The following is a 17766-nucleotide window of genomic DNA, read 5'->3' as shown; positions in this document are numbered from 1 at the left end:
TATCGCAAGTTAAATGTAAGTAAAAATAAGCGGCAAATACAAAGTGAAACCCCGGAAAAAATATTTTTTTAACGCGCGTAACGGTTGATGTATTATTGATTGTCCTATACGGTAACCGACGCATCAAATCATACATATGAGCGTGACAGACATCAGGCAATTACTGGAAAAATACGAGGCCGGCACTTGTTCGCCGGAGGAGCTGGAGGCATTGGAGGCATGGTACGAAAGTTTTCGTCATCCGGACGCGACAGACGCGGGCTGGGAGGCGGACGAAGTGCTGACGCGCGAATTGATGCAGGATTTTCGGGACATGCAGCGGCGCCGGGAGCGGCTTTTGGGCGGCAACGGCTGGCGCAGCTGGTGGAAGGTGGCGGCAGTGGTGATCCCGCTGGCGGGGATCGGTGCTTTCCTGTGGATGAGCCGCCCATCGGCGGGCACATCCGTTCGGGGCCCCGTGCTGGCGGAAGCGCCGGCGAAACCCGACAGCAAACGTTTCATCCAGCTGCCCGACAGCAGTACCGTGGTATTGCGGGAGGGCAGCTCCCTCTTATATCCTGCCTCGTTCGACGGTAACGAGCGGGAAGTGACGCTTACCGGCGAAGGGTATTTCGACATCCGCGAACAGCCTGGAAAGCCTTTCCGCATCCGGTCGGGCAAACTGGTGACCACCGTGCTGGGGACCGCTTTCACCATCAAGGCCTACCCCGGCCAGGAGCATGTGACGGTGACGGTCAACAGCGGAAAGGTGAAGATCGAAGAACATGACAGCAACAAGCTGCTGGGCATTTTACAGCAAGACCAGCAGATCGTATATGAAAACTCGGCCGCCGTGGCGGAAACGCGCCGCGTGAAAGCGGAAGAAAACGTGACCTGGTTGAAGCAGGGGATGGATTTCAATTCCGTGCCTTTCGGCGACATCGCAGCGCAGATTGCCGGGCAATACCAGGTAAAAATCGAATTCGCCAGCGAATCGTTGCGCAACTGCAGGATCAGGGCCACTTTCGAGGGCACGGAAACGCTCGACCAGGTGCTGTTCGTATTATGCACGGTCGGCAACACTACCTATAGCCATTCCGCGAAAGGGATCATCATCAGTGGAGAAGGCTGTATGGAAGCGGACAGCAGCATCGTCCGGTAACTGAAAAGACAGAAAGCTGAAAAATAGATCGGTAACCAAAATCAAACACATGAATCGGATCATGACGAGGCAGCCGTGCCTGCGCCATTAACGAAAAACCCCTCCGTACTGTGGCAGGTCGGGAGGGGAAGGTCTAAAACGTAAACAGCCTGTTGGGGCTGATTCTTCATCATTTTAAACTATTGCAAGTTATGCAAAAATCAGCGGTTTTTGCTAATGGTCGGCTATTGCCATTACTGTACAAAGCGGTTTATTCCACGCAAATGCGTTTTGTTATGAGATTTAGTCTCTCTCTCCTGCTCTTCATGATCCTGGGGCTCCAGTTGATGGTAGCTTCCCCGCTCAAAGGCCAGGCGCTGGATGAAAAGAAAATTACGATGGAAGCACCCAACATCACGCTGGAAAAGGCGCTGGTGCAGCTGGAGAGGCTCTCCGGTTTCAGAGTGGCCTTCGCCACCGAGAAAGTGCAGCGGCACCAGCGGGTTTTCATGCCCATGGGCACGCGCAGCGTGAGCGCGGCGCTGGAATCCCTGCTGCAGAACACGGGCATGGTATATCGCTACGCGGAAAATACCATCCTGATCGTATCGCAGCCCCGGGAATCCCCCGTTCCCCACGCAGCTCCGGTTGCAGCGGCAGACTCCGTTTTTCCCCTTCGTGGAAAAGTCATGGATGAAACCGGATTGCAGTTGCCCGGGGTTTCCATCCGGGTGAAAGGCACCACCCGCGGCGTCTATTCCGATGGCAACGGACAGTTCGTCCTGGAAGTGTCCCGCGGCGAAGTGATCCTGTTCTCTTCCGTAGGCTCCATCCAGCAGGAACATATCGTATCCGGCTCCGCGCCCCTGTCCATCGTAATGGTGGCAGACCACCGTAAACTGGAAGACGTGGTGATCGTGGGATATGGCACCCAGCGCAAAGCGAACCTCACCGGCGCCGTAAGCACGGTAGACGTGAAGCGCACCCTCGAAGCCAGGCCCATCACCGACATCGGCCGCGGCCTCCAGGGCGCCGTACCCGGCCTCACCATCACCACCGCCAGCGGCGACCTCGGCAGAAACCCCAACATCCGCCTCCGCGGCATGACCGGCTCCCTCAACGGCGGCGGCACGCAGCCCCTCATCCTGGTAGACGGTGTGGAAGTGACCAGCCTGCAAATGGTAAACCCGCAGGATATCGCCGACATGTCTGTCCTCAAAGACGCCGCGTCTGCCGCCATCTACGGCCCCCGCGCCGCATGGGGCGTTATCCTCATCACCACCAAAAGCGGCAAAAAAGGCGCTCCCGCCACCATCAATTACAGCAACAACTTCTCCTGGTCCAAACCCCTCAACCTCCCCGAAGTGGCAAAAGCCTCCGATTGGGCTGCCATGGTGCTGGACGTTAGGCGGCGGACCACCAATAACCCCAACCTGGTCTCTTTCGCCACGCTGGGCATGACGTACGATACCCAAAGCATCCGCAAGATCAGGGAATGGGAAGAAAAATACAGTGGGGTAGACCTGGGCGATGAAATGGTCAACGGCCGGGATTATGAAGTCCGCGGTGGCGCGTTTTACCCCATCCGCACCTGGGATGCCGCCGGCAAATGGATGAAAAAAACATCGTTACAGCAGAAACATGACCTGTCGTTCTCCGGAGGCGGCGATAAAACGGTGTACCACCTCAGCCTCGGCTACCTCAACCAAACCGGTATCCTCAAGGTGAAAAACGACCGCTTCGACCGGTACAACGCTACTTTCAACATCAATACCGCGGTGAAGGACTGGATGGACGTTCGTGGGAAAATGATGTTCTCCCAATCGAACCTCACCCAGCCGTTCAGTTATTCCGCCGCCACATACGGCCCCTGGTATTACCTCTACCGCTGGCCGCTGACCTACCCGTACGGTACATTGGGCGGGCAGCCCATGCGCAGCGTTATCATGGAAATGCAGCAAAGCCAGATGGACCGTACCCGCTCCAATTTCAACCGGGTACAGATCGGTACCACGATCCGGCCAATGGAAGGTTTAACGATCGACGTCGACTATACGTATTCCACCACCAATACCCGGATTCACCAGGTGGGCGGAAAACTGCGCGGCATCAACTTCTGGAACGCCGGTAACCTCAATTACGCCGAAGATTTCCAGGGCCCCGCATTCGATATGGTGCGCGACAGGTCGGGCTACAACGCCCTGCACACCGGCCGCGCCTTCGCCACGTATACCAAATCGCTGAACAAGGCGCATAATTTCAAAGTGATCGCGGGGATGGACGTAGACCAATATACCAGCGGTTTCAACAGTTCCGAAAGGAGAAAGCTCATCGATCCGGATTTCGGGGAGATCAGCCTGGCGCTGGGCGACCAGTTCGTGGGCGGCGATGCCAGCCATTGGGCCACCAACGGGTATTTCGCGCGCGTGAACTACGATTATAAAAACAAATACCTGCTGGAAGTGAACGGCCGTTACAACGGTTCCTCGTGGTTCCCGGTGAACGACCAGTGGGCGTTTTTCCCTTCGGCTTCCGTGGGCTACGTGATCACCGAGGAAAAGTTCATGGACGATCTGAAGCCGGTGGTTTCGTTCCTGAAGCTCCGTGGCTCCTGGGGCCAGGTGGGCAACCAGAACCTCGGCGGATACCGTTTCCTGTCCGTCATGAATTCCGCGAACAGCGGATGGCTCGTTGGCGGCAATAATATGCTGACGTTCTCGTCTCCCGGCCTCGTTTCCCCCACATTGACCTGGGAAAAAGTGACGACGCTCGACTTCGGTGTAGACGCCCGGTTCTTCGATAACAAATTCGGTGTCACGTTCGACTGGTACAACCGTGTTACGTCTGACATGATCACCCAAACCGTGGGCGTTCCGTCTACGCTCGGCACATCCGCCCCCGTGCTGAATTTCGGGGAACTGACCACGAAAGGATGGGAGCTGGCGCTGGACTGGAACCACCGTACGGAAAGTGGTGTCGGCATCAACTTGACGGCTGCCGTTACGGACTTCACCGAATCGCTGACCAAATTCGTAAGCGCCACCAGGAACATCTATGGAAACTACGAAGGCCGCGTGCTGGGCGAAATCTGGGGATATGAAACCGACCGTATTTTCCAGGAAGGCGACTTTACACAGGCCGGCGGGGTTTGGGTGCCGAAGGAAGGGATTCCCGACCAGACGGAGCTCACCCGCGGCAGCGGCTGGTTCCGCTACGGCCCCGGCGATATCAAGTATAAAGATATCACCGGCGATGGAAAAGTGACCTTCGGGAAAGAAACCGTCGACGACCACGGAGACCTCCGCATCATCGGGAACTCCACACCCCGCTACCAGTATAGCTTCCGGGCCGGGGGCGACTGGAAAGGCATCGATCTCGGCGTTTTCTTCCAGGGCGTAGGCAAAAGGGATTACTGGGCTTCCGGGCCAGTAGTGATCCCCGGGTTCCGCGAAGCCGAAGCATGGTACGCGCACCAGCTCGATTACTGGACGCCTTCCAATCCCAACGCTTTCTATCCCCGCCCCACCAACCACGAACAACTGGAAAGCTCGAAGAACTTCTACCGCCAAACGAAGTATATGCTGAACATGTCGTACCTGCGCCTTAAAAACCTGACGCTCGGGTACACCCTGCCGCAGCACCTCATCAGCCGCGCCAAAATCAAAACCGCCCGCATTTATGTGGCCGGCGAAAACCTGGTGACGTTCGATAAGCTCGACGTTCCCATCGATCCCGAAATTGACTACCTGCCCGAACAATCTGACCGGAACTCCTTCGGCCGCGTGTACCCTTACCGCGCCGAATATTCCGTAGGCCTGCAGATCACTTTCTAATCGATTTAAACTGACAGTATATGAAACGCAAAATATTCGCACTTTTATTCGCAGCAACCCTGGCCGGAGGATGCAAAAAGGAATTCCTCGTGCGCATGCCGCTCGACCAACTTACAGACCAGACGTACTGGTCATCCGAGGAGAACGTCCGCGCCTTCGCCTACCGGTTTTACGCCGCTTATTTCCCCGGCTTCAGTTCCGGGTACACCTGGGCTAACTACACCTATCTCGGGCAAGGCCTGAACGATGATTTTTCACCGGAAACGCCTAATCCCTTCACCAAACAGGTGCCCAACAGCTCTTCCAACTGGGGCTTCATCCGGGTTAGGGATGCCAACCTCATGCTGGCACGCGTGCAGGCGATGCCAAACCTCCAGCCCGCCGCCCGCGATCATTGGATGGGCGTTGCCCGGTTCTTCCGCGCCATGGCGTACTACCAGCTCGTGAACGATTATGGCGACGTGCAGTGGTACGACCGCACCATCGATATCGTCGAGGAAAAAGAGCTCTTCAAGCCCCGCGACGCACGCACCGTAGTGATGGACCACATGCAGGAAGACCTTGAATACGCTGCCGCCAAAATCCGCGCGGAAGACGGCGCCACCGGGCTGAACGTTACCAAATGGGTGGCGCTTGCTTTCATGTCGAGGATCATGCTGTTCGAAGGCACCTGGCAGAAGTACCAGGCCGCCAATAACGATAAATCCAAAAAGTACCTCGAAGCCGCCAAATGGGCCGCCAACGAAATCATCACAAAAGGCAATTTCAGCTTTTCTCACGGCTACCGGCTGTCGTTCAACTCGCTAGACCTCGCTTCCAACAAGGAAATGATCATGTACCGCAGCTATATGCCCGGGTTACTGACGCATTCCATGATGAGTTACGTGAACACCGATGCGCAGGTGGGGCCCTCCAAAAACCTCGTGGAGTCTTACCTCTGCAAAGACGGGCTCCCCATCGGCCTTTCGCCGCTTTACAAAGGCGATAAAACCATCGCCGACGTGCTGACCGACCGCGATCCCCGGCTGCGCCAAACCGTGGCGCCCGCGCTGCGGCCCAACGGTTCCAAGGGCCGGTTCAACAATTACGCGACCTCCAGCTCGGGGTATGCGCACCACAAATTCCTCAACGAGGAAATCGCGACGTTACCCAACGGTACGAGCAACCTGAATGATACCGACGCCCCCGTGATCCGGTACGGCGAAGTGCTCATGAACTATGCGGAAGCTTGTGCGGAATTGGGTACCCTTTCGCAGGCGGACCTCGATAAATCGATCAACATACTGCGGGCGCGGCCGGTAGATAATGCCAATCCCTTGCCGCCGCTCCAGGTGGTAGGCGGGCAGCCTGCCGTGAACGGAGTGGCGTACGACGATCCCGCGCGCGACCCGGGAGTGCCGGCCCTGATCTGGGAAATCCGTCGTGAACGCCGGGTGGAACTCAGCATGGAAGGGTTCCGGCTGGATGATTTGCGCCGCTGGAAGAAAATGGGATATGCAGACACCCGCGCCAATTCGGACATCAACCGCGGCGCCTGGATCAAGCGGTCGGAATGGGAGAAAGCCGGCGGCGGTTCCTGGCTCGTGAATATTACACTGACCGGTGCAGACGAAGGCTACATCATTCCGTCCGTTTCCGCGAATGCAGACAGGATTTTTGACAACGAGCGCGTATATTTGACCCCGATCCCTGCCGATCAGATCAAAATATTCTCCGATAAGGGATATGAGCTGAAGCAGAATCCTCTTTGGTCAAATTAAAATTCCTTGATTTATGTTGCTGGCACTGACGCAATCGCGGATTTTTACCGGAAAAGAAACGAGAACGGGCGAGGCCCTGTTACTGGAAAACGGAAGAATTTTAGGACTGGTCAGTGAAAACAGCATCCCTTCAGATTATTACATCATCCATCATCCCGGGATGACGATCGTTCCGGGGCTGCTGGATCTGCAGATATACGGAGGAGGCGGCGTACTTTTTTCGGACGCCCCCTCCTCCGCTGCATTGTACGATATGGCGGCGGGGCTCGTAAAGACCGGGACGTCGGGTTTCCTCATCACCCTGGCCACCAACCGGCTGGAAGTGTTCGAGGCGGCGATGGACGTGGTCAGGGAAAACCCACATCCCGCCGTACTGGGCCTACATCTCGAAGGGCCGTACATCAATCCCGTAAAACGCGGCGCCCACATCCTGGACTGCATCCGAAAACCGGAGCGAAAGGAAGTGGAAGCGCTTCTCAAACGCGCCGCCGGCACCGTCAAAATGATGACCGTCGCCCCGGAAATGATGGACGCAGATATCGTCAGGCTCCTGCTCGACCATGGTGTGGTATTATCCGCCGGCCATAGCAATGCCACTTTTGAAGAAGGGAAAACCGGTTTCGACGCCGGTATCCAGACGGCCACGCACCTTTTCAACGCCATGAGCCCGTTCCACCACCGCGATGTTGGGCTTCCCGGTGCCGTGTACCAGTCCAACGCGCATGCCAGCATCATCCCCGACGGGATCCATGTGAGCTACGAAGCATTGTCGATCAGCAAGAAAATCATGGGCGAACGATTATTCCTCATTACCGATGCGGTAGAGAAAAGCGAAGGCGCCTATCCGCACGTTCGGCAAAGCGATCGCTTCACGTTGCCGGATGGCACGCTTTCCGGCTCGGCGATCACGCTGGCAGCAGGGATCCGCAACTGTGTGCAACATGTGGGCATCCCGTTCGAAGAGGCGGTTAGGATGGCTACGGTGTACCCTGCGAAACTGATGGGGTATACGGACATCGGCGCCATTCGCGCAGGATATCGCGCCAATCTCACTTTGCTCGATGCCGCCGGCAATCCCGGAGGCGTGTACCTCGACGGGCAGTTCCATCAATAATATTTCCGGAAAAGAAACTGGGAGGCCGGGCGCAAAAAATGCCCGTGTGGGGAACGCAAACCGGTAGACGACCTGCCTGGCCGGCGAAATGTGCGTCATGATTTCCCGGGGATGCTATGCAGGCATAGACATCCATCGAGGGATCGTATGTTGGGTACGCACGGAATTTATTTACGGGTTACCAGGTAATTATAGTCGTTTAACAGGGTTTCCAGGAATTCCAGCGCGGGCATATCGCTGTCAATATGTAATACTTCCTTGATTTTGAATGAGATACGTTCTGCTATCACGAAATCCTGGCTCCGGTGGGTACTGTCGATCACCGATTTTATCTTGCTCAGGTCGCGGTCAGACAGCCGGAGGATTTGCGGGAACCGGGGCTCATAATTCTCCTGCTCGATCTCCCGGAAAATAGTATCCTCCAGGCGGTGCCGCTGGCGGGTACGCACCAGGATCGTTCCCGCCGCCATATCGCCCAGCCGCTGGTTCAGGGGCGACCTGAGCACCATCACCACCGGCAACATCCCGATCAGCAACACCATCAGCGCCGTAAGCGGCGAAGTTTCCGTCAGAATGGCGCCGATGAAGAACATCGTCAGCAATGGCGACTCGATCAGCCGGAACATCCATCGCAAGGCCACCTGGCTCAAACTGGGCACATTGCCCATAAGGCTCACCACCTTCACGTCCATCACCCGCTTCCCCAGGCTCTGGCCCCGCATCAGCAGTTCAGACACCAAATAATACAGCGAAACCGGCAGTAACACCACCGTAGAATAGGCCAAGCTCCTTTCGGTGGCGCCCAAATCAGCCTTTTCGATAAAATAGATCGCCACCAACACGTATGCCACCCGGATGATGAGATCGAGCAGATACGCCACGAGGCGCCGGCCCAGATCGGCAGCTTCAAACTCCAGGTCAATATTGAAAACGGTAGGGATTTTAATATTAGGCATATTCAAATTTAAAATTTATTATATTTTCACTTCGTTATTTTTTATCTCCGGTACCGCATGAGAGAATCTTCATTCATTAAACGTAACCTGGCCAGGTGGAACAAAATCCGCGAGGAACCAACCGAGGACCCGGATGTGATGGCCGAAAGGTTCACATCCCTCGTCGACGATCTTGCCTACGCCAAAACATTCTACGCGCACAGTAAAGTTACCGGGTACATCAACGGAATGGCCGCCGCCATCTTCCAGCGTATTTACCGGGACCATCAGGGCGACAAACACCGTTTCCGCAATTTCTTCAAATACCAGTTGCCGCTGCTGATCCGCAAACATCACCGCGTTTTCCTGTTCACGTTCTGCTATTTCCTCCTGTTCTGCATCCTGGGAGCTTTCTCTTCGGCGCACGACGACACGTTCGTCCGCGGCGTTTTGGGAGACGATTATGTGAACATGACGGAAGAGAACATCGCCAAAGGTGATCCGTTCAACGTGTACAAAGACGAAAATCCCTGGATGATGTGGCTGCGGATCGGGTATAACAACATCCGCGTATCTATGTACTGCTTCGTGAGCGGGATCGCTTTTTCGGCGGGAACGCTGTGGGTGCTGTTCAAGAACGGCATCATGCTCGGATCGTTCCAGTATATGTTCTTCGCCAAAGGCCTGGGCCTGAAATCCGTACTGGTGATCTGGATCCACGGAACGCTGGAGATATCCTCCATCGTCATCGCCGGCAGCGCCGGCGTAATCCTGGGCAACAGCCTGCTGTTTCCCGGAACGTTTTCCCGCAAGGAATCCCTCAAGCGCGGCGCCCTCGAAGGCGTGAAGATCATCGTGGCCCTCATTCCCATTTTCATCGTGGCCGCTTTCCTCGAAAGCTTCGTGACCCGGCACACCGAAATGCCCATGTTCCTCAGCGTGACCATCCTCGCCGTTTCCGCCGCATTCATGATCTGGTATTTCGTTTGGTACCCCATCCGTGTTCAGAAAATGGGCTACCGCCTCGATATGGACAGCAAACTGATTAAACCCGCCGCCGCATGAACCAGCTGAAAACCGTGCTGTTGATCCTTTTGCTGACGGCTGGCGGGAACGCGCTTGCCCAACGGGCCGATACGCTCGAATACCGTATGCTCGATTCTACCGATAGCGATAATATCCCTTCCGTGGCCGAAGCGTCGCAGGATGTGGACATCGATCCTGCCGAACCGGAAAACGAAGAATTGTCGGAATCGGATATGAATACCGAGGAAAAGATGCGCCACGGGATAATCGATCATTCGCTGTACGACCGCCAGCCGGTAGACGGGTTCGACGAAGGTTCGCAGATGCGCCTGACGCCCCGGGGGCCCGCCGCCGGCGCGCTGCAAAAACTCCGCGACGACGAATCCCTGAAATACCCGCCCTACAACCCCCGGAAAGACTGGCGTCCGCAATGGATAAAGGACCTGGGGCAATGGGCCGCCGGCAACATCCGGCTCCTTCGCAATTTGATGCTGGGCGCACTCGGGCTGCTGATCATCGTCATGATCGTCCTGTTCATGGGCAAGAACGATATACCCGTTTTCAGATGGAGATCGCGGCGGAAACCGGCCGAAAGCGAAGTGGCGGAAGAGATCGGCCAAACCGACCTGGAAGCCCTGGCCCTCGCCGCTCGCAATGCCGGACAGCTGCGCGAAGCGGTCCGCTTCCGGTACCTGCACACGCTTCACCTGCTGGAAAATGTGGGGCTGATCTCCCGGACGAAAGACAAAACCAATATGGATTATCTCCGCGAACTGGGCCGTACCAGTTATTACCAGCCCTTCGCCGCCATCACGCTGCAATACGAATATGTATGGTACGGAAAGATGTCGCTGAGCGAAGCGCAATATTGGCGCGTAAACGAGGCATTCGAAGATTTTAAAAACTCCTTGACCAAATAACCGCAGTGAGTAAACGCATTATCATCATTGTTCTTGCCGCCGCCGTGGTTGTGCTGTTCCTGCTGTTGATGCTGGGCATCCGGCATTTGACTTCGCCTGCATTCGATGCCGCGCAGGACCCGCGCTACCAGCGCCAGGAGATACATTACGGCAACAGGAGCACCCGGCCTTACGGCGGGAAAGTGGCTTTTACGCTGCTCGACGGATATTTTAACGGCAGGGCCCCCCGCCGGGTAACGCGCCCCTTCTCCTACACCTACCGCAATTCCGATAACCTGAAAGGAAACAATTCCGTGTACATCGCGGTGGCCACGCAGCTTTTCCTTACCGATAAGGATGCGGAAGATATGTCGGCCTATGTATCGGCCGGCAACCAGTTGTTCCTGGTGGTGGAAGGTACGGACTCCCTCCTCCAGAAAACCTTCGGTTTCAGAACAACCGAACCATTATTCGAATCCGGGCCCTCCTCCGCGGTACAACGCTTCGTCAACCCGGCTTTTTCGCCAGACACGGTATTTTCCGGGAAGGGTATTCCCATGAACAGCCACCTGGTACTGGCCGAAAGCGATACGTCCATCATCACCATCCTCGGCAACAACGCGCAGCATCAGCCCAACTACTTCCGCGTACAACACGGTGAAGGCCACCTTTTCGTGCTGCTCAACCCCATGAGCTGGACCAATTCCTGGCTCCTGGAAAACAATAACGTGCAGGCGCTCACCTGGCAAATGGCCTATCTGCGCATGCATGCAGACCATGTGTATTGGGACGAATTCTATAAGTACCAGCTCATGCCGCGCACGTCAGACAATTTCTCCGACATGCAGGTGATGCTGAAACACCCGCCGCTGAAATGGGCGCTCTGGCTGGCTTTGCTCCTGGTGGCCCTGTACATTTTCAGCGAAAGCAAGCGCCGCCAGCGCATCATCCCCGACAGGCCCGTGCTCCGCAACAATTCCATCGATTTTGCGGAAACCCTCGGCCGGCTGTACTACCTTCATCACAACAACGCCAACCTGGCCCAGAAAATGGTCCAGCACCTGCTCGAATACATCCGCCAGCATTATTTCCTCAACACCGCACGGATCGACGCCGAATTCATCACCGGCCTCGCCCGCAAGTCGGGATTCCCGCAGGAATATGTGGAATCAATGATGCAGATGGTAATGGAAGTGCGGACAGGGGCGCATGTGGATGACGAGTATCTGCATATTTTGTATAACAGCATCTATCAATTCTATCAAAATCCGAAATAATGGACATTAACACCTTTGTGCCGCGAACCGACCTGGCCGATCTTCACAATGCCGTAAATGCGATCCGGAATGAGATCGGGAAAGTAATTGTAGGACAGCACCAGATGGTAGACCTGCTGATCACCGGTTTGCTGGCCAACGGGCATGTGCTTGTGGAAGGCGTTCCCGGTGTGGCCAAAACGCTGGCGGCCAAGCTGCTCGCCGGTACCATCGACGCGAAGTTTTCCCGTATCCAGTTCACGCCGGACCTCATGCCGGCCGACGTATTGGGGACTTCCATCTTCAACCCGCAAAGCAAGGAATTCGAATACAAGAAAGGCCCGGTTTTCGGGAATATCATCCTGATAGACGAGATCAACCGCGCCCCGGCCAAAACGCAGGCCGCGCTGTTCGAAGTGATGGAGGAACGGCAGATCACCAACGATGGCGTTACCCACATCCTCGATTCGCCTTTCATGGTAGTGGCCACGCAAAACCCCATCGAGCAGGAAGGTACTTACCGGCTGCCGGAAGCCCAGCTCGACCGCTTCCTTTTCAAAGTAGATGTGAAATATCCCGCTTTGCAGGACGAGATCGCCATCCTCCAGGCCGCCAATGCCCGCGGGGGCGACCATTCCGCCGTGGAGCAGGTGACGACCGTGGTGACCGCCACCACCGTGATCCGCCTGCAGCAGCAGGTGCGGGGCATCCTCATGGAAGAGAAACTCCTGCATTACGTAGCCACGCTGGTGAACGAAACGCGCAACAACCCGGGCATTTACCTCGGCGCGTCGCCGCGCGCATCCGTAGCCGTGATGAACTGCGCCAAAGCCGTGGCCGTGATGAACGGGCGCGATTTCGTGACGCCGGATGACGTGGTGTACATCCTTCCCCACGTGCTCCGCCACCGTATCATCCTCACGCCCGAACGCGAAATGGAAGGCATCTCGCCCGACGAAGTGATCGCTGAAATCCTCAAAGCCGTAGAAGTACCCAGATAATCCACAACATGCCGATCACCCGATTCTATCAATCGCTGTTTTTCCGCAACCGGCTGTACCTTTCGCTGGGCGTGCTGGTGCTGGTTTGCATCACGGGCTTTTTCATTCCGGCCGCGTTCACGGCCGCTTTGATCGGCTTCGCCGTGTGGGCGGGGCTGATCCTGCTCGATCTGCTGATGCTGTACTCGCCGGGAAAGGCCATCGAAGCGGAAAGGATCATGGCGGAAAGGTTCAGCAACGGCGACGAAAACCCCATCCACTACTCGGTCCGCAGCAAATACGGATTCCCGGTGCGCGGCGAGGTGATGGACGAATTGCCGTTCCAGTTCCAGCGGCGCGATTTCACCATCCCCCTGAAACTGGAAGCCGGCGGCGAAACACGCGTCCAATTTGCCTTGCGGCCCGTGGAAAGAGGCGAATACGCTTTCGGGAAACTGCACGTCTACGCCTGGAGCCCCTTCGGCCTGGTGTGCCGCCGCTTTTCGCTGGACGCCGCCCAGACCGTGAAAGTCTATCCATCCTTCATCCAGCTCCGCAATTACGAACTGTTTTCCGTCAAACATAAACTGAACGAGCTCGGCGTGCACCGCCGCCGCGTAATAGGCCACAGCATGGAGTTCGATCATATCAAGGAATATATCCGCGGAGACGATGTGCGCACCCTCAACTGGAAAGCCACCGCCCGCAGAGGCAACCTCATGGTCAATAGTTATACGGAGGAACGCTCGCAGCTCGTGTATTGCGTGATCGACAAAGGCCGCAACATGAAAATGCCTTTCGGCGGCCTCACCCTGCTCGACTACGCCATCAACGCCACGCTCGTTTTCAGCAATGTAGCCATGCAAAAGGGCGACAAATCAGGCCTCATCACTTTCACCGGCAAACAAACGGAAGTGATGCCCGCCAGCAACAAGAAAATCCAGCTCAATAAAATCCTCGATCAGCTCTACGCCCAATCCACCGACTGGATGGAAACCGATTTCGAGCGGCTGGGCGTGCATCTGCGGGCTTCGCTGTCGCAACGCTCATTCCTCATGCTGTTCACCAACTTCGAGTCGCTGTCGGGTATGCAGCGACAGTTGCCGTACCTGAAGCAGCTCGCCAAATATCATATGCTGCTGGTGGTGTTTTTCGAGAATACGGAACTGAAAGACCTGAACGAAAAGCGGATGACGGAAACGGAAGATATTTACATGCAGGTGATCGCCCAGAAATTCGCGCACGAGAAAAAGCAGATCGTCCGGGAACTGGCGCAGGCGGGCATTATGAGCCTCCTCACACCGCCGGAGCACCTCACTGTCAACGTTGTCAATAAATACCTGGAGCTCAAATCCAGGATGGTATTGTAATGCGGGATTCCTGAAATTGAAAAGCGCCGGCTTCACAATAGGAAGCCGGCGCTTTTTCGTTGTAGAATATTTATCTGCGGCGGCGCGGACCGTTATCTTCTTCTTCCGTTCCCAGCTCGAATTCTTTCGGCCCTTTTTTGCCCAGCTTGTTGAACTTGCGGATGTTGTACGTCAGGTTCAGGCTGAGATAACGCACGTTGCGGCGGTTGTTGGAATATTGCTCGTAATCTTTCGTCAGCTCGTAGAAATTCCGGACGCTCGACCCGAAGATGTTTTCCACGGAGAAAGCCAGGTTCAGTTTCCGCTGGAACATGTTCACCTGTCCTTTCAGCCCGCTGCCGAAACGCGCTTCCTGCTTGCCCTGGGCGTAATAACGGGGGCCGTTGTACCGGAAGTGCGCCGATACGGAAAACACGCGGATGCGGTAGCTGGTCCAGACGTTGAGGTGGCTCGTCCACCCGGAAACATGCGCGAATTTTTCGCTCACCGCGCCCTGTCCGTCTTCCCCGCCGTCGGTCTTGGTATCGTAGTACCGCAAACCGCCGTTGATATTCAGTTGCAGCGCACCCTTGTTGTTATTGGTGGCTTTGAAGAAGTGGGAATTCAGGGTGATGTACGCGTTATTGTCGCGGCGCGACGCCAGGTTCACGAAAGTGCTCGTGTTGATGATGGTGGTGTCGTTGATATGCTCCACGCGGGTGTAGCGCGAAATGATATCGTCTGCGTCCTGCTTTTCCACACCCACTTTCAGCGAGTGCGATTTCACCTGGATGCTGTATTCGGCGCGGTAATCCTTCGTGAACGAAGGGCGCAGGTTGGGATTGCCCGTGCGGATGTTGAAACTGTCTGTCGTATTCACGAAAGGGTTCAGTTGATCGGGCGACGGCCGGTCCATGTTCCTCGAATAGTTGAACGAGAGCTGCTGTTGCTTGTAATCGTAACTGAAATTCATGCCCGGCGCGAAGTTCGTGTACTTGAACGGAACGCTGCTCCGCAGCGAATCCAGCAAGGCCATCTGGTTGAAGAACTGCAAGCCCGGGTTGAAGCGCAGGTTGGCGCGATGGTCTTTCCAGGGTCTGTAATTGATACCCGCGGAACTGCGGATTTCGTAGGTTTCGTTGTTGAACTCGTTGCCGGCGAAGGTTTCGCGGGATTGGGAGCCGTTGTACACCAGCCTTCCGGTAACGCTGTAACCCAGTTTGGGACTGTTTTTTCCGGTAGTGGCGTTAACGGCGTAGTTCTGGTTGAAAGACGTATAGTCGGTGCTGAGGCGCGGTGCGTCGAGGAGCTCCTTGTCGTTCACGTTCTTCCGCTTCGCGATGTTCTCGTTATCGTTTCCGCTGATATTGGCCGAAGCGCTGAGGTCGTAGTACTTCCCTTTGCCCAGGGGCTGCCGGAAGTGGATATTGGCCCGCATGCTGTAGCTGCCGTTGTTCTGGGTGTTGCGCTGTAGCGAAGTATCGCCTGTCAGCGGGTACAGGTAATCGTTATAGCCCCTGCCGCTGGTGCCGGCCTTGGTAAAGTTGAACCCGGCTTCCAGGCGTTTGTCTTTCTCTTCATACTCCTTGAAATAGTTCCAGTCCGTCACCGCGCGATAGCCGCCACGGCGGTTTTCGCTGTCCTGGTCCTTGAGCATGGTGGGTTTGTGGTCTTTATTGCTGTTGATGGAATTATTCTGTCCGTTAGACCCGTCGCCCGTCCAGCCGAGGGTAACCGCGCCGCGGAGGAATTCCTTGTCGGTGAATTTGCGTTCGTACCGGGTGTTGAGGTTATGGTTGAAGTTGTACGAGGTGCGGAAGTTCTTCTGGGAAAGGAAGGAGCTGTCGCCCCCGGGTGTTTTCGGGAAATAGATACGTTGCAGGTAGCTGGAGTCTGCGTTGTATTGTGCGTTGTTGAAATAAGTGATCTGGAAGGGCGCCATGTTCATGTTGAAGCGCATCTTGGCGTTGAGGTTGCGCCGGCTGTCGACCCCGGCCGTTACAGCGGCGGAATACCCGCGGAACTGTACTTTCCGGGTGATGATGTTGATGTACCGGATATTGGTGCGGCCCTCCACGAGCGCCTGTTCCGCATCCACGGCGTCTGGCGGTTGTTTCAGCACTTCAATCCGTTCGATCATGAAAGAGGGCAGGTTGTTGAGGTAACTGTTGGCGTCCATGCCGGTGTGGGCGATGGGTTTGTTATCGACGTAAAACCTGACCTGGTCTTTCCCTTCCATGGTAATATTGTTATTGGCGTCGATGGTGACGCCGGGCACGTATTCGAGGAGTTCCATGCCGGTGCCGCCGGGGAGGAAGTTTTCGTCGGGTGTGAAGATGATGGAATCCTTGTTCATGGTGAACATTTTCTTCTGTCCCACCACTTCCACTTCCTTGAGGGCGCGGGCGCCGGTTTCGAGGATCACGGTGCCGAGGTCCCACTGCGGGCGCTCGTTGCTGAGCTTGACTTTGACGAAGTAAGGCGTAAAGCCCATGGTGGCCACTTTCACGAGGTAGCTTCCGTAGGGTACGGGTTTTAGGACGAACGTCCCCTTTTCATCTGCGGCAACGCCGTTGATGATCGTGGAATCGTCTTCGTTCAACAGGGCTACGGTGGCGAAAGGGATCGGTTCCTTAATGCCGGACTGCTGCACTTTCCCGCTGATGGCACCGGTTTCCGAATCTTTGTTTGACGGGGGCTGCTGCGCGTAGGCTTCCTGTTGGGTGAACATGCATCCGAGCCAGCACAGGCACGCCGCAATGGCGCCCATACCGGTTTTAGGCGTGAATCTCATCTAAGGTATAATTCTATAGGTTGATGCCGAAAAGTACGCATCCATCGGCCGCCAGACGGGTGTTTTACACCTGTGCATGATTTACGGGATAAATGGTAGCGCCATTTTCCGGCAAGGAAAACGTGGTTCGTTCATGATGATAGACGTCATTACGGCGCAAAACGTTTAAGCGGGATGCGTGATAATGGAGGAGCGGGGAATGGGGAAGATGGGCGGTAGGAAAAAGAAGGACAGCCGCCAAAATTCCGCAACTGTCCTGTACTGTCCTGATATCTTTGCTTACACGGCCAGGTAAGCCCCGTCTAACGGGTAGTAAGACCCGGGCCAATACTCATATCCGCCACCGGAGCGGCTTCTCCGCTGATGCCCGCGTTGTTGCAGGCGTAAGCTCCCCGTTAATGTCCGATACGATCACTTTTGCGCCATGCCTTGCATACAGGAGGGCCGTGGCCTCCCCGATGCCGGAGCCTGCGCCGGTTACCAATGCCACTTTCCCGGAAAAAAGCTGTTCCATCATGTAAGATCTAAAAGATGAATAATCGATAGGGTTACCGTGTAAGGCAGAAGGTTTAACGTAAAATGGCCGGGGAATGTTGGTAGGCCATAAAGGTACAGACAGGCTGCGTTAGGGAAATCCTAAGATTTCGTATCCATAACATATTTGTGTCATATCTTACGGCGCTGGATAATAATTGTCATG

Annotated in this window: 12 protein-coding genes; 9 read left to right on the top strand and 3 right to left on the bottom strand. The window is 55.7% G+C overall.

Annotated elements, in window-relative coordinates; genetic code table 11:
• Positions 1-136: 136 nt before the first annotated feature.
• The 4 genes from EJ361_RS12065 to nagA all read left to right on the top strand — a co-directional run bounded on the left by EJ361_RS12065 (position 137) and on the right by nagA (position 7827).
• Positions 137-1141, top strand: coding sequence for a FecR family protein (locus EJ361_RS12065; protein WP_126245870.1), 1005 nt, complete (start codon positions 137-139; stop codon positions 1139-1141).
• Between the two features lie 275 nt (positions 1142-1416).
• Positions 1417-4953 (top strand): TonB-dependent receptor, encoded by a 3537-nt coding sequence (locus tag EJ361_RS12060; protein WP_205686996.1) that lies wholly within the window; start codon positions 1417-1419, stop codon positions 4951-4953.
• 20 nt (positions 4954-4973) lie between these two features.
• Positions 4974-6713: a RagB/SusD family nutrient uptake outer membrane protein gene (locus EJ361_RS12055; RefSeq protein ID WP_126245869.1), complete on the top strand. Its 1740-nt coding sequence runs from the start codon at positions 4974-4976 to the stop codon at positions 6711-6713.
• Positions 6714-6726: 13 nt separating this feature from the next.
• Positions 6727-7827, top strand: a complete 1101-nt coding sequence (gene nagA / locus EJ361_RS12050) for an N-acetylglucosamine-6-phosphate deacetylase (RefSeq protein WP_126245868.1) — start codon at positions 6727-6729, stop codon at positions 7825-7827.
• Positions 7828-7994: 167 nt separating this feature from the next.
• On the opposite strand, the gene EJ361_RS12045 is transcribed toward nagA, so the two are convergent.
• Positions 7995-8783, bottom strand: coding sequence for an RDD family protein (locus EJ361_RS12045; RefSeq protein WP_126245867.1), 789 nt, complete (start codon positions 8781-8783; stop codon positions 7995-7997).
• Between the two features lie 57 nt (positions 8784-8840).
• Here EJ361_RS12045 and EJ361_RS12040 point away from each other — a divergent pair, with 57 nt between their 5' ends.
• From EJ361_RS12040 to EJ361_RS12020, 5 genes are read left to right on the top strand one after another with little or no spacing between them, the layout of a single operon-like run.
• Positions 8841-9827, top strand: coding sequence for a stage II sporulation protein M (locus EJ361_RS12040; protein ID WP_126245866.1), 987 nt, complete (start codon positions 8841-8843; stop codon positions 9825-9827).
• Complete coding sequence (locus EJ361_RS12035; RefSeq protein ID WP_126245865.1) at positions 9824-10708, top strand: DUF4129 domain-containing protein; 885 nt, start codon at positions 9824-9826, stop codon at positions 10706-10708. The genes EJ361_RS12040 and EJ361_RS12035 overlap by 4 nt, the downstream gene beginning before the upstream one ends.
• A gap of 5 nt (positions 10709-10713) precedes the next feature.
• Positions 10714-11964: a DUF4350 domain-containing protein gene (locus EJ361_RS12030; RefSeq protein ID WP_126245864.1), complete on the top strand. Its 1251-nt coding sequence runs from the start codon at positions 10714-10716 to the stop codon at positions 11962-11964.
• A complete protein-coding gene (locus EJ361_RS12025; RefSeq protein ID WP_126245863.1) occupies positions 11964-12944 on the top strand; it encodes an AAA family ATPase in 981 nt (326 codons plus the stop codon). Before EJ361_RS12030 ends, EJ361_RS12025 begins: the two co-directional genes overlap by 1 nt.
• A gap of 8 nt (positions 12945-12952) precedes the next feature.
• Entirely contained in the window at positions 12953-14293 is a 1341-nt protein-coding gene (locus EJ361_RS12020; protein ID WP_126245862.1) for a DUF58 domain-containing protein, read from the top strand.
• A gap of 70 nt (positions 14294-14363) precedes the next feature.
• Here EJ361_RS12020 and EJ361_RS12015 read toward each other — a convergent pair whose 3' ends face one another.
• Together EJ361_RS12015 and EJ361_RS12010 are read right to left on the bottom strand one after the other, a co-directional pair.
• The gene (locus tag EJ361_RS12015; protein ID WP_126245861.1) at positions 14364-17066 is read right to left on the bottom strand and encodes a TonB-dependent receptor; all 2703 of its coding nucleotides are present in this window, start codon (positions 17064-17066) and stop codon (positions 14364-14366) included.
• A 331-nt stretch (positions 17067-17397) separates the two neighbouring features.
• Complete coding sequence (locus EJ361_RS12010) at positions 17398-17583, bottom strand: SDR family NAD(P)-dependent oxidoreductase (protein WP_317126931.1); 186 nt, start codon at positions 17581-17583, stop codon at positions 17398-17400.
• Between the last annotated feature and the right edge of the window lie 183 nt (positions 17584-17766).

This window comes from Chitinophaga rhizosphaerae (genome assembly GCF_003958645.1).
GTDB classification, from domain to species: domain Bacteria; phylum Bacteroidota; class Bacteroidia; order Chitinophagales; family Chitinophagaceae; genus Chitinophaga; species Chitinophaga rhizosphaerae.
The sequence above is the reverse complement of the archived record's forward strand: the minus strand, read 5'-3'. Positions and strand labels throughout refer to the sequence as shown.

Coding starts and splice junctions, on each gene's coding strand:
- EJ361_RS12065 (WP_126245870.1), top strand. CDS start 137: ATGAGCGTGACAGACATCAGGCAATTACTGGAAAAATACGAGGCCGGC.
- EJ361_RS12025 (WP_126245863.1), top strand. CDS start 11,964: ATGGACATTAACACCTTTGTGCCGCGAACCGACCTGGCCGATCTTCAC.
- EJ361_RS12020 (WP_126245862.1), top strand. CDS start 12,953: ATGCCGATCACCCGATTCTATCAATCGCTGTTTTTCCGCAACCGGCTG.
- EJ361_RS12055 (WP_126245869.1), top strand. CDS start 4,974: ATGAAACGCAAAATATTCGCACTTTTATTCGCAGCAACCCTGGCCGGA.
- EJ361_RS12010 (WP_317126931.1), bottom strand. CDS start 17,583: ATGATGGAACAGCTTTTTTCCGGGAAAGTGGCATTGGTAACCGGCGCA.
- EJ361_RS12015 (WP_126245861.1), bottom strand. CDS start 17,066: ATGAGATTCACGCCTAAAACCGGTATGGGCGCCATTGCGGCGTGCCTG.
- EJ361_RS12035 (WP_126245865.1), top strand. CDS start 9,824: ATGAACCAGCTGAAAACCGTGCTGTTGATCCTTTTGCTGACGGCTGGC.
- EJ361_RS12060 (WP_205686996.1), top strand. CDS start 1,417: ATGAGATTTAGTCTCTCTCTCCTGCTCTTCATGATCCTGGGGCTCCAG.
- nagA (WP_126245868.1), top strand. CDS start 6,727: ATGTTGCTGGCACTGACGCAATCGCGGATTTTTACCGGAAAAGAAACG.
- EJ361_RS12040 (WP_126245866.1), top strand. CDS start 8,841: ATGAGAGAATCTTCATTCATTAAACGTAACCTGGCCAGGTGGAACAAA.
- EJ361_RS12045 (WP_126245867.1), bottom strand. CDS start 8,783: ATGCCTAATATTAAAATCCCTACCGTTTTCAATATTGACCTGGAGTTT.